General features: G+C 66.6%; 9 protein-coding genes. 3 read left to right on the top strand and 6 right to left on the bottom strand.

Features of this window, described 5'->3' with window-relative positions; genetic code table 11:
- Window positions 1-2: 2 nt before the first annotated feature.
- The 3 genes from FB600_RS25515 to FB600_RS25505 all read right to left on the bottom strand — a co-directional run bounded on the left by FB600_RS25515 (window position 3) and on the right by FB600_RS25505 (window position 3,749).
- A complete protein-coding gene (locus FB600_RS25515; protein ID WP_145757599.1) occupies window positions 3-2,066 on the bottom strand; it encodes an NADH:flavin oxidoreductase in 2,064 nt (687 codons plus the stop codon).
- Window positions 2,067-2,116: 50 nt separating this feature from the next.
- Window positions 2,117-2,659 carry a DUF5943 domain-containing protein gene (locus FB600_RS25510; protein WP_017917800.1) on the bottom strand — a complete coding sequence of 181 codons (543 nt, stop codon included), beginning with the start codon at window positions 2,657-2,659 and terminating at the stop codon, window positions 2,117-2,119.
- Window positions 2,660-2,777: 118 nt separating this feature from the next.
- The gene (locus FB600_RS25505; protein WP_013689551.1) at window positions 2,778-3,749 is read right to left on the bottom strand and encodes a dipeptidase; all 972 of its coding nucleotides are present in this window, start codon (window positions 3,747-3,749) and stop codon (window positions 2,778-2,780) included.
- A gap of 510 nt (window positions 3,750-4,259) precedes the next feature.
- On the opposite strand from FB600_RS25505, the gene FB600_RS25500 reads away from it, so the two are divergent.
- Both FB600_RS25500 and FB600_RS25495 read left to right on the top strand, forming a co-directional pair.
- Window positions 4,260-5,285: a GlxA family transcriptional regulator gene (locus FB600_RS25500; protein ID WP_145757600.1), complete on the top strand. Its 1,026-nt coding sequence runs from the start codon at window positions 4,260-4,262 to the stop codon at window positions 5,283-5,285.
- Between the two features lie 59 nt (window positions 5,286-5,344).
- Window positions 5,345-6,601, top strand: a complete 1,257-nt coding sequence (locus tag FB600_RS25495) for a glycosyltransferase family 9 protein (protein WP_145757601.1) — start codon at window positions 5,345-5,347, stop codon at window positions 6,599-6,601.
- Between the two features lie 93 nt (window positions 6,602-6,694).
- Here FB600_RS25495 and fdhA read toward each other — a convergent pair whose 3' ends face one another.
- From fdhA to FB600_RS25480, 3 genes are all read right to left on the bottom strand, one after another.
- Window positions 6,695-7,891 (bottom strand): formaldehyde dehydrogenase, glutathione-independent, encoded by a 1,197-nt coding sequence (fdhA, locus tag FB600_RS25490; protein WP_017917801.1) that lies wholly within the window; start codon window positions 7,889-7,891, stop codon window positions 6,695-6,697.
- A 276-nt stretch (window positions 7,892-8,167) separates the two neighbouring features.
- The gene (locus FB600_RS25485) at window positions 8,168-9,241 is read right to left on the bottom strand and encodes a glycosyl hydrolase family 18 protein (protein WP_226285043.1); all 1,074 of its coding nucleotides are present in this window, start codon (window positions 9,239-9,241) and stop codon (window positions 8,168-8,170) included.
- 67 nt (window positions 9,242-9,308) lie between these two features.
- Window positions 9,309-9,554 (bottom strand): hypothetical protein, encoded by a 246-nt coding sequence (locus FB600_RS25480; RefSeq protein ID WP_127840913.1) that lies wholly within the window; start codon window positions 9,552-9,554, stop codon window positions 9,309-9,311.
- A 277-nt stretch (window positions 9,555-9,831) separates the two neighbouring features.
- On the opposite strand from FB600_RS25480, the gene FB600_RS25475 reads away from it, so the two are divergent.
- Window positions 9,832-12,057, top strand: coding sequence for a DUF4157 domain-containing protein (locus FB600_RS25475; protein ID WP_127840912.1), 2,226 nt, complete (start codon window positions 9,832-9,834; stop codon window positions 12,055-12,057).
- The last annotated feature ends 134 nt before the right edge of the window (window positions 12,058-12,191 follow it).

The following is a 12,191-nucleotide window of genomic DNA, read 5'->3' as shown; positions in this document are numbered from 1 at the left end:
CGTCAGAAGTCCTTCACGAGACGCAGCGAGTCATAGATGGCGCCGTGCACGTTGTGCATCGAGATGCAGTCGCCGACACGGAACAGCAGGAAGCGGCCGTCGCCGAGTTCCTCCGACAGGCAGGGCTGCGGCTCGGCCGCGAACAGCGTGTGCGGATCGATCTGGCCGCGGTTCAGCGATTCGGGCTTGAGCTTCCAGTACAGTTCGTCGTTCGGCGAGGAACCGTTCTCGATCACAACCTGGTCGACCGCGCGCTCCTCGAGCTCTTCCGTGTACTCGTTGCGCAGCACCGCGATGGTCTTGCCGTTTTCCTCGTAGACGCGGTCCAGCATGTAATTCGGCGTGTGGATCACGCCATAGGCATAGAGGCGCCGGTAGAAGATCGGGAAGGTGGTGCCGCCGCAATCGTCGGCCACCTTCACGTCGGGCGTGACGATCTCCACCTGCGAGCCGCGGCTGGCCATGTAGTCGGCCACGCCGGCGCCCGCGTGGGTGCTCACGCCGTCGAACAGCAGCACGTTCTTCCCGGGCTCGACCTTGCCGGTCAGGATGTCCCAGGAACTGACGGCACGGCCTTCGGCCACGCCCCAGCCCGGCACCTGCCAGGTGAAGCTCGAACCGCCGGTGGCCAGCACCACGATGTCGGGCTTCTCGGCCATGATCATCTTCTCGTCGGCGGCCACGCCGAGCCGGCGATCGACGCCCAGGCGCCGGGTCTCCATGTCGAACCAGCGGATGATGCCGGACATCTGCTCGCGTTGCGGCGCCTTGGCCGCGATCATCACCTGCCCGCCCACTTCCGGGTTCTTCTCGAACAGCACCACCTCGTGGCCGCGCAGCTTGGCCACGCGCGCGGCCTCCAGGCCCGCCGGACCGGCGCCGACCACCACCACCTTGCGCTTCGGCCCGCGCGAGCGCTCGACGATGTGCGGCATGGTCGCCTCGCGCGAGGTGGCCGCGTTCTGGATGCAGAGCACGTCCAGGCCGTTGTACTGGCGGTCGATGCAGTAGTTCGCGCCCACGCACTGCTTGATCTCGTCCTCGCGGCCGTCGCGGATCTTGATCACCATGTGCGGATCGGCAATCTGCGCACGCGTCATGCCGACCAGGTCGATCATGCCGTTGGCGAGCAGGCGCTCGGCCTGGCCCGCGTCGCGGATGCTCTGCGCGTGCATCACGGGGATCTTCACCACCGACTTGATGCCGGCCGCGAGATGCACGAAGGGCTCCGGCGGCAGCGCCATCGGCGGCATGCAGTTGGCGATGGTGTTGTGGGTGTCGCCGCCCGAACCCACCACGCTGAGGTAGTCGATCAGGCCCGTCTCCGACATCGCCTGGGCGATCTCCTTGAGGCTCTCGTGGTCGAGCCCGTCCTCGTGGAATTCGTCGCCGCACATGCGCAGGCCGACGCAGAAGTCCTTGCCCACCGCCTCGCGTACCGCGCTCAGCACCTCGATGCCGAAGCGCAGCCGGTTCTCGAGGCTGCCGCCCCATTCGTCGGTGCGGTGGTTCGAGCGCTGGCTCCAGAACTGGTCGATCAGGTGCTGGTGGGCGGCCGAGATTTCGATGCCGTCCATGCCGGCGGCCTGCACGCGCTTGGCGGCCGCCGCGAAATCGCCGATGATGCGGCGGATTTCCTCGATCTCGATGATCTTCGCGTTGCCGCGGTGCACCGGCTCGCGCACGCCCGAGGGCGACATCAGGTGCGGCCAGTGCTCGCCGTGGAAGGAGGAACGGCGGCCCATGTGGGTGGCCTGGATCATGATCTTCGCGCCGTGCTTGTGCATCGTGTCGGCCAGGCGCGTGAGCGGATCGATCACCTTGTCGGTCGACAGATTGACCGACTTCCACCAGCCTTGCGGGCTGTCGATCGACACGGGGCTGGAGCCGCCGCAGATCGCCAGGCCCACGCCGCCCTTCGCCTTCTCTTCGTAGTAGCGGATGTAGCGGTCGCCCGGCAGGCCGCCCGGCTCCGCGTACACCTCGGCGTGCGCGGTGCTGACGATGCGATTGCGCAAGGTCAGCTGGTTGAGCGTCATGGGCTTGAACAGGTTCGGATAACGCATTGGGGGCGACCTCTGGCGGGCTCAGTCAGGCGTATGGGTATGAAGGTGGATCAGGCGGCGAGCGGCGAGACTTCGAACACGCAGTGGCCGTGATGGTCGGCATGCTCGCCGGCGCAATGCGCCTCGGTCGAGAAGGCGCGCGGCGCGCCCTTGCCTTCCGGCGTGGTGTCGTTGACCCAGTCCATCGCGCCGGCGAACCAGCCCGCGAACATGTAGCAGAGCTTGCCGATCTTCTCGGGCTGCTGCAGTACAAAGGAGGAATGGCGCAGCTCGATGCGGGCGCGCGCGCTGGCCGGATCGGCCTCGATGATCTTGAACAAACCCCAGCCGCGCTGCGAAAGACGGTTCAGGTAGTGCTCGAACACCGCCATGCCGCTCAGGCCGTGCAGCGCCGCTTCCTTGTCGCACCAGTGGTAGGCGGACTTGTAGCCGGCCTTGTAGAGGATCTCGGCATAGGCGTCCTGGCCCAGCGCTTCCTCGACGGCCACGTGGTTGTTGGTGAAGAAGTGGCGCGGCACGTACAGCATCGGCAGCGCGTCGGTGGTCCAGACGCCGGTGTTGGGATCGACGTCGATCGGCAGTTGCGGTTGCATCGTTGACTCCAGGAATGGCTCGCGGCGCCCGTCGCCGGGCGCGACTTCCCCCGCGCGCCTTCGCTACACGAGCGGGCGCGGGCGGGATCGATGAGGGAAAAGCGTTGTCAGGCCAGGCTCAGGCGCCCCACACGTCCTTGAACACGCGCACCCAGTTCTCGCCCATGATCTTGCGGATGCGCGACTCCTTCCAGCCGGCGCGTTCCATCGCGGCGGTCAGGTTCGGGAATTCGCCGATGGTGCGGATGCCTTCCGGGTTCACCACCTTGCCGAAGTTGGTCAGGCGGCGGTAGCGGCCCTTGTCGTGGGTGAGCATGTCGAAGAATTCGGTGCTGTAGCCCTGCGTGAAATCGGTGCCGATGCCCACCGTGTCCTCGCCGATCAGGTTCACCACGTAGTCGATCGCCTCGATGTAGTCGTCGATGGTGGCGTCGATGCCGCGCTTGAGGAACGGGGCGAACATGGTCACGCCGACGAAGCCGCCGGCGTCGGCGATCTCGCGCAGCTGCTCGTCGCTCTTGTTGCGTGGGTGTTCCTTGAGGCCCGAGGGCAGGCAGTGCGAATAGGTGACCGGCTTCTTCGAGAAGGCGATCGCTTCCGAGGAGGTGTTGCCGCCCACGTGCGAGAGGTCGACCATGATGCCGACCCGGTTCATCTCGGTGATCACCTCGCGGCCGAAATCCGACAGGCCGCCGTCGCGTTCGTAGCAGCCGGTGCCCACCAGGTTCTGGGTGTTGTAGCAGAGCTGCACCACGCGCACGCCCATGTCGGCGAAGGCTTCGATATAGGACAGGTTGTCCTCGAAGGCGTGGGCGTTCTGGAAGCCCAGGATCACGCCGGTCTTGCCTTCGCGCTTGGCGCGGGCGATGTCCTCGGTGGTGCGCACGAGCGTGAGCAGCTCGCTGTTTTCGCGGATCTGCTGCTTCATCGTGCCGATGTTGTCGACCGTCTTGATGAAGCTGTCCCATACCGACACCGTGCAGTTGGCAGCCGTCACGCCACCCTTGTGCATATCCTCGAAGACCGACCGATCGAACTTCGAAATGTTCAGGCCATCGATGATGATGCTGTCCTGGTGCAGCGTGCTCATGGGGTTCTCCAGATTGTCGCGTAGTGTGGGCGATCGGTCGGTGGATCGGGCGGCTGGCGTTTTCCCTGAGAGGCCCGTCCTGCAAGGCTTCAGGGCGGGTTTCGGGAGCGGCTGCCGACGGCTCTATTCTTGTCGTTCGGATTTTTTGCCGATTGATGAATTCAGACGCTTTCTTTGCCTTTTCCGACATGCGCGTCCGTTTTGTACAAGTCGGCCCGCAATCGCCCGCCCGGCCGTCGTTCGCGGGCAGATGGCGGGTCGTTTCCAGGCAGATGGGCGGGCTACGGGTCTACCCCTAGCCGGACAGCACCGGCGCGGTGCCGAATGCGCGCCCGAAGGATCGGCGCGGTGCAGAGGCTCCCCGCCGCGGTGCGCCGCAGCATGAGGCGCGAAGTCCCGACGTACGTAGCGATCAGGGTTTAGCCGTATGGCATGCTTGTTGCGCGGGATTCCACAATAGCCGAGCCGTGTTCCCCGGCGCGCCGATTCCCGATTCAAGGAACGCTCCCCATGTCCCCCGACCGCACCGCGTCGTTATCCCACTTCGCGTTCGTTCCGCTGCCGAACTTCACGATGATCGCCTTCACCAACGCGATCGAAGTGCTGAGGATGGCCAACTACCTCAGCGGCCAGCCGCTCTATCGCTGGTCGGTGGTCTCGCCTGGCGGCGGCTCGGTCACGGCCAGCAACGGCCTGAGCGTGGATACCACGCCCGCCGAATGCGTCGGCCAGCCCGACGTGGTGTTCGTCTGCGGCGGCGTGGACGTGCAGCGCGCCACCACCGCCGAGCACCTGGCCACGCTGCGCCGCTTCGCGCGTGCGGGCGTGGCGCTCGGCAGCCTGTGCACGGGCACCTACGCGCTCGCCAAGGCGGGCCTGCTGGCCGGTTACGCCTGCGCGATCCACTGGGAGAACATGTCGGCGCTGAAGGAGGAATTCCCCGACACGCGCTTCCTCAAGGAACTGTTCGTGATCGATCGCGACCGCATCACCTGCACGGGCGGCGTGGCGCCGCTCGACATGATGCTGAACCTGATCGCGCCGCGCGTGGGCACCGCGCGCGTCACCCAGATCGCCGAGCAGTTCATCGTCGAGCACGTGCGCGATACCAGCGCCCAGCAGCGCATGCCGCTGGTGGCGCGGCTCGGTTCCGCGAACAAGTCGCTGTTCGAGGTGATCGCGCTGATGGAGAACAATATCGAGGAGCCGCTCTCGCGCGAGGAACTGGCGCGGCTCGCGAACATGTCGCAACGCCAGTTGCAGCGCCTGTTCCGCGAGCACCTGGGCATGACGCCCACCCACTACTACCTGACGCTGCGCCTGCGTCGCGCGCGCGAACTGCTGCTGCAGACCGACATGTCGATCATGCACATTACAATGGCATGCGGTTTCCAGTCGGCCTGCCACTTCAGCAAGAGCTATCGCGACGCCTTCGGCACCGCGCCCACGCGCGAGCGCCGCAAGCAGGTGGCACCGCTGGCGCAAGCGATGCTGCCGATCGGCGCATCGCAACCGGTGCTCGCGCTGCACGCCTGACGTCCCCGCCCCCGGGCGGACACGGGCTGCCGCCCGGCACCTCCGCCCCCGGGACGCACGTGCAAGACCCAGCCGCGCTGGCGAGCGCCTATCTCGCCTACCTGAACGACCCGCACGGCGACGCGGGGCTGGCGCTCGCGCGCCGGCTGCGCGAGGCCGGCCATGCCGCCGCCGCGATCGAGCAGGCCGGGCGCTGCGCGGCCGCCGCCGAGACGCCCTTCGCGCTGGCGCTGGCGGGCGTGGAGATGAACTATCTCGGCCGCTTCGCCGAGGCCGAGGCGCTGCTCACGCGCGCCGAAGCCGGCCTGGCCGGTGACCCGAACCTCTACATCGTGCGCTTCGAGCAGACCGTCGCCCGCTACAGCCAGGGCCGCTATCGCGATGCGCACCGGCTCTACCGGGAACTGCGCGACGCCACGCATCGGCGAGTCATCGTCGAGACGCTCTACCCCGGCCATCGAGGCAGCTTCGAATGGGCCGAACGCAAGTTCCTCGGCCATCACGATTCGGTGGCCGGCAAGCGCGTGCTGGTGATGATGGAAGGCGGCGCGGGCGACCTGTTCATGCATTCGCGCTACCTCGCGTGCCTGAAGCAGGAAGGCGCCGCATCGATCGACGTGCAGGTCCCCGAGGTGGCGCGCGGCGTGCTGCGCAGCGACGGCCTGGTGCGCGAGTCGGGCCCGCACATCGGCTCGCTGGCCGAGGATTGCAATTGCGTGACCTGGTTGTTCAGCCCGTTCGCGCGCTACCAGACCACGCCCTACCAGCCACGCTTCGACCAGCCCTATCTCGAGGCGCCGCCGGCAGCCGCGCTGCCCGAAGCCGTGCGCGCCGCGCTGGACGCGCCGAACCAGGCGCGCATCGGGCTGGTCTGGCGCAGCAATTCCGGCGTGCGTCACGAGCCTTATCGCTCGATCGCGCTCGACGCCCTGGCGCCGCTGCTGGGGCAGCCCGGCTGCCGCTTCTATTCGTTGCAGGTGGGCGAGCCCACCGAGGCGGAGCGCGTCGCGATCGCCCGGCACGGCATCGTCGATCTCGCGCCGGCGCTGCGCAGCTTCGCCGACACGGCCGCCGTGCTGGACCGGCTCGACCTGCTGGTCTCGATCGACACCGGCGCGGCGCACCTGGCCGGCGCGCTGGGGCGCCCGGTCTGGCTGCTGCTCTCCCAGGCCGGCGACAGCCGCTGGCTGAACCACGTCGACTACACGCCCTGGTACCCCACCATGCGGCTGTTCCGCCAGCCGACGCTGGGCGACTGGCAAGCGCCGGTCGCGGCGGCGGCCGAGGCGCTCGGTGCACGCGAGTTCGTGGGCTGAGCGGCGGCTGCGTCTTTCCTACCCGTTGCACGCGCAACAAACAAAACGGCCCGCGCCGAAGCGCGGGCCGTTTCCAGTCGACTACCCGCGGATTCAGGCCGCGATCAGCCCATGCGGGTCGATCACGAACTTGCGCGGCGCGCCGCCATCGAACTTGCGATAGCCTTCCGGCGCCTGGTCGAGCGAGATCACCGTGACGTTGACGATCTCGGCGATCGGCAGGCGATCGAACAGGATTGCCTGCATCAGGTTGCGGTTGTACTTCAGCACCGGCGTCTGGCCCGTGTGGAAGGTATGCGACTTGGCCCAGCCCAGGCCGAAGCGGATGCTCAGGCTGCCGTGCTTGGCGGCGGCGTCCTTCGCGCCCGGATCGTCCGTCACGTAGAGGCCCGGAATGCCGATCGCGCCGGCCGGCCGCGTGATCTCCATCAGCGAGTTCAGCACCGTGGCGGGGGCCTCCTCGGCATGGCCGGACGAACCGTGGCCGTGCGCCTCGAAGCCCACGCAGTCCACCGCGCAATCGATCTCGGGGCGGCCGACGATCGCCGCGATCTGCTCGCCGAGCGGCGTGTCCTTGGACAGGTCGACGGTTTCGAAACCGACCTTGCGTGCGTGCGCGAGACGCTCGGCGTTCATGTCGCCGACGATCGTCACCGCCGCGCCGAGCAGGCGCGCCGAGGCGGCCGCCGCCATCCCCACCGGGCCCGCGCCGGCGATATAGACGGTCGAGCCCGGCTTCACGCCGGCCGTGACGGCGCCGTGATAGCCGGTGGGCAGGATGTCGGACAGGCAGGTCAGGTCGCGGATCTTCGCCATCGCCTGGTCGCGATCCGGGAACTTGATCAGGTTGAAGTCGGCATAGGGCACCAGCACGTATTCGGCCTGGCCGCCGATCCAGCCGCCCATGTCGACATAGCCATAGGCGCCGCCGGCGCGCGCCGGATTGACGTTCAGGCACACGCCCGTGCTCTGTTCGCGGCACATCGGGCAACGCCCGCAGGCCACGTTGAACGGCACCGTGACGATGTCGCCGATCTTGAGCGTCTCCACGTCGCTGCCCAGCTCGATCACCTCGCCGGTGATCTCGTGGCCGAGCACCAGGCCGACCGGCGCCGTGGTCCGGCCGCGCACCATGTGCTGGTCGGAGCCGCAGATGTTCGTGCTCACCACCTTCAGGATCACGCCATGGCCGATCTTGCGACCGCTCGGATCGACCATCCGCGGATAGTCGATCTTCTGCACCTCGACCTGGCCCGGGCCCTGATACACGACTCCTCGATTGCTGCTCATCGCTTCGTCTCCTGTCTGTCTGGCTGGGTGCTGCGCGTCGCCCGGCGCGGCCGCGCGCGGGTCGGGCAGCAAGCCCACAGAGGGTAGTCCGCGGGCCGGGGCGCACGGCGTGCAAAACCCGACACGCGGTTGACCGTGGCCGACATCGGCAATGCGGGGGATTGCCGTGGATTGCGCAATGCACGCGGCTTTTGTTGCGATGCGATAAACGTGCGAAGGCCGCGCCTTCCTCGCGGAAGGTGCGGCCCGTCAGGCCAGGCTCGGGTACTCAGGCGTTCACAGCCCCAGCGCCGAGATGAAGCGGTTCGTGAAGCCCAGCGTGCCGGCCTGGCCGTAGCTGTTGCAGGTCGGCGACGCCCAGCTTTGCGTGCAGTCGTTGTCGCGGTCGAAGGACCAGAAGTGCACGCCGGCCAGCCCGTTCTGCTGCGCGAAGCTCGACACCGTGGCGACGTCGGCCAGGGTGAAGGTCTCGCCCTGCGTATCGTTGCCGCCGATCATCGGGGTCAGCTCGATCTGGTTGTACGGCACGCCCCAGTAGTTGTGCAGGCTGTTGGCCGCGGCCACCGCCGACTTGCCCATGTCGCACTGGCCGCTGCCGTTGAGCGTGCAGTTGCTGGCGTTGGCGCTGCCGTAGTCCATCGTCATCAGGTTGATGGTGTAGTTCTGCAGGCCGGCAGCCTTGATCGCGTTCATCACCACCACGCCCGTGTCGCCCAGGCTCTGCGCCGCGTTGCCGCCCAGCGTGGCGAGCGTGAAGCTGAAGCGCAGGTTCGGGTACTTCGGCTGGGCGGCCTTCACGCGCTGCACCAGGGCGTTGATCACGGCCTGGCTCTGGCCGGCCTCGATATCGAAATCGATGCCCTTCAGGTTGGCCGAGTTATAGGTGTTGATGAACTTGGTGAAGTTCGCGTCCGAGCCGCAACTGAACGAACCGGCCGCGCCGCCCGTCGAGATGATGTAGTTGCGGCCCGCGTTGACCATGTTCTGCACGTTGGCCGCGGCCACCTGCGAGCCGGTCAGCCCGGACCAGCTCTCGCTGCCGCACTCGCCGGTGGCGAACGACCAGGTCAGCGTCTTCAGCTTGGCCGGCAGCACGCTCAGGACCGGCTGCAGCGAACCAGTCACCGCCGTCGAGATGACGTTGGTGTTCCAGTTCAGGTTGATCGTGATGTCCTTGTAGGCACTGAAAATGAAATTCGAGGGCAGCGCCGCCGCGGCCGCCGTGTTCGCCGCCGCCTGCACCGAGGGTGTCGCCTGCGCCTTCAGCAGGCTCGCGCCGCCGGCGCCGTCGTCTCCGCCACATGCCGCCAGCACGAGACTGGAAAGCCCGATCACCAGACCATTTATCATTTTTGCGTTCAAAATCATCTCCTGATAGTAATGGAACATTTATCCATCTTTAATCGGCCAGACACTTTCAACCACAATGCACTACATGAAAAATCAGGCCGGCGAATTTCATTTTGATATTGGCCGGCGAATTTGGCGAAGTGAAATCCATTGCGCGAACCGGCCGCAGCGAAGGCACCGTTGCAAGATCCGGAATTGAAAGAAGCGCCGAGAATTCATGACCAGCATGGTTTTTCATGCCTTCAACGAACAGGATCAATTGGCGGATCGGGCTTCCCGGGCCGTTGCCGCGCGAGAAACTTACCGGAAGCAAGGATAGTATTTTTCCTCGAAAATACACCTGTTTACTTTGATAGGTAAATGGAAAATTTTCGAATCGATGGATTTTATCAAACTTTTAAGTAGTTACATCAATGTGATATTAGATAATCCGCCATGCCAATTTTATTTGAATTGGCGGGGGCAATATCCGCGAAAAATCGCGGCGGGCGGACGGATCGACCGGACAGCATCCGGCCGCGCCCCGGGCCGCTATACTTGCCGGACCTTGCTGCTTCGACTCCGCATTGCCCGTCCAGGACAGAACGACGATGCCCGGCTCCAGGAAAACCAGCCTGATCACGCCCGCCATGGCGCCCAAGCGCGTCGAAGCTCGGGAATCCCCGCCCGCGCCCGGCCTCGCGCCGCAGGCCGAGCATCTGGTCGCGATGGGGGAGTTCCACTACGCAGCGGCTGCCGGCAGCCCCTTGCAGCGGCGCGCCACGAACGCGGCGGCCGGCCCTGATTCCGCCGGGCCGCCCACGGCGGCCGGGCCGGCAAACCGGAACGCGCCGGCCAACCGCACCGGCCTGCCCGATCGGCTGAAGGCCGGCATCGAATCGCTGTCCGGCTACAGTCTCGACAAGGTCAAGGTCAGCTACAACTCGTCCCGGCCGGCGCAACTGATGGCGCATGCCTATGCGCGGGGCCACGAGATTCACATCGCGCCGGGCAAGCAGGCGCACCTGCCGCACGAGGCCTGGCACCTCGTTCAACAAGCGCAAGGCCGCGTCGCGACCACCTCGCAGGCGGCCGGGCTGCCCGTCAATGACGACGCCGCCCTCGAACGCGAGGCCGACGTGATGGGCCGCAAGGCCGCGGGCCTATCGCCCGATCGCGCGGCCGGCACGCCGGCCACGCTTGAGCCGATCCCCGCTGCCACGAGCCCCGCTGCCGCCGGCCCTGCCCAACTGGGCAAGTTCAACGACGAGGAACGCAAGCGCCTGTTCGAGAAACTGGCGAAGTCGCGCCTCAGAAACCAGTTCAAGAAGGCGCGCCCGAAGGGCCGGCGACGCATCATCAAGAAGCAGGCCAGGTTCAACTACGGCTACAAGGAAGCGGACCTCGCGCGCCTGCTCGGGGGCGACCCCGACGCCGGTCGGGCCCTGATCCCGTACAACCCGCAACTCAATCCCGACATCAACCCCGCCTATTCGCAGATCGACCTGGGCGACACGCGGGGCTATTACCGGCGCGGATTCGGCGGCCAGCCGTTCCTCTATCTCGACTCGTCCGCGTATTCGGACAAGCAGATCCCCAGCAACTACGACGACGTCATCGCGCACTTCAAGGGCCGGGACGCCGAGGTGGCATTCGACATCCTGAGCGCGATCGAATCGGGCGAAACCAGCGGCAAGGACCGCCAGGGGCAGGCCAGGTCGCTGTTCCTGCTGCTCACGCAATTCATCGAGCCGCACAGCACGCGCGTGCCCGGCGCCGACAAGCTCGCGCGCGCGCTGTTGCGGCGCATCGCGCTGGGACAACTGACGTTCCAGCAGGCCTTCAATCGCAAGAACGGCCTGTTCGTATCGGCCTGGGCGACCAAGGGCGGCGCCCCGAAGGGCGGCCAGGTGGCGGGCCGCGCCCTGTTCGGCTTCAGCAAGGACAGCGACCGCTACGACCTTGAAAGCCTCGAGGACTACCTCGGCGATTCGCTGGTGGACGAGCTGCTCGAGACCGTCGACGGTTACTACAGCGACGAAAGCGACACCGAGGACGACGGGGACGACTTCGTCGACCCCGGCGCCGATGTCGGCACCGACCCGCGCAACGTCTCGCTGGAGAGGATCAACGCGGCGCTCGAGACGCTGGGGCTGTCGGCCCGCGTCCACCACCGCGACCAGGTGGTGCTGTTGCCGAGCATCGAGAAATTGATCAAGGACGAGGGCCGTAAGCTGCTGCGGCTGCACCATCCGGACAAGGGGGGCTCGCAGGACGCGTTCGACCGGATCTGGAGCGCCCGCCAGTTGCTGCTCGACCTGGTCGCCGAGTTCACGAAAAAAGGCTTTATCGACATCAACCAGCGCAACCTCGATATCCATCTGAACAACGAGGGCCTGGCGCCGCAACCGGTGGCCGGCGACGGCAACTGCTTCTATGCGGCGGTGCTCGACCAGATCCATTACCTGGACGGCATCGCGGCGGACCCGGCGGTGCTGCGGCAGCGCGTGGCGCAACTGATCCTCGACAACGCCGCGTACTTCCAGGTCTTCACCACCGGCGAGCAGTTGAACCGGATCGTCGACGACATCCTGACCAGCCGCAGCTGGCGCAATATCGGCGGGGATTTCGCCCCGCAACTGATAGCGACCGTCCTGCAGCGGCCGGTGCGGATCATCCAGCCGTCGGGGCCGCTCGTGATCGATCCAATCGGCGGGCTGAACCTCGACGGCACCAACACCTTCGTCACCGGCAACCGGCGAATCAACCTGGCCTACGACGGTCAAACGCACTACGACTCGACGCGCAACACGCGGCAGCAATTGCAGGACGGGTGAAGGGCCGCCCGGCTTGATGATTGGTGTCAGCGGCTCTTGTTGGCCCGGATCACCGCCTGCGCCGCCGCATCGGCCTCGGCCGCCACGCTGTCGTGCACGCGCGTGCTCTGCCCCGGCAAGGGCGATTCGTTGTC

Source organism: Burkholderia sp. SJZ089 (assembly GCF_007828315.1).
GTDB classification, from domain to species: Bacteria; Pseudomonadota; Gammaproteobacteria; order Burkholderiales; family Burkholderiaceae; genus Burkholderia; species Burkholderia gladioli.
This window is presented reverse-complemented; position numbering and strand designations above follow the sequence as displayed.

What these genes read in the sequence shown, in the direction of transcription:
- FB600_RS25475 (WP_127840912.1), top strand. Translation starts at nt 9,832, where the DNA reads ATGCCCGGCTCCAGGAAAACCAGCCTGATCACGCCCGCCATGGCGCCC.
- FB600_RS25510 (WP_017917800.1), bottom strand. Translation starts at nt 2,659, where the DNA reads ATGCAACCGCAACTGCCGATCGACGTCGATCCCAACACCGGCGTCTGG.
- fdhA (WP_017917801.1), bottom strand. Translation starts at nt 7,891, where the DNA reads ATGAGCAGCAATCGAGGAGTCGTGTATCAGGGCCCGGGCCAGGTCGAG.
- FB600_RS25500 (WP_145757600.1), top strand. Translation starts at nt 4,260, where the DNA reads ATGTCCCCCGACCGCACCGCGTCGTTATCCCACTTCGCGTTCGTTCCG.
- FB600_RS25485 (WP_226285043.1), bottom strand. Translation starts at nt 9,241, where the DNA reads ATGATAAATGGTCTGGTGATCGGGCTTTCCAGTCTCGTGCTGGCGGCA.
- FB600_RS25505 (WP_013689551.1), bottom strand. Translation starts at nt 3,749, where the DNA reads ATGAGCACGCTGCACCAGGACAGCATCATCATCGATGGCCTGAACATT.
- FB600_RS25515 (WP_145757599.1), bottom strand. Translation starts at nt 2,066, where the DNA reads ATGCGTTATCCGAACCTGTTCAAGCCCATGACGCTCAACCAGCTGACC.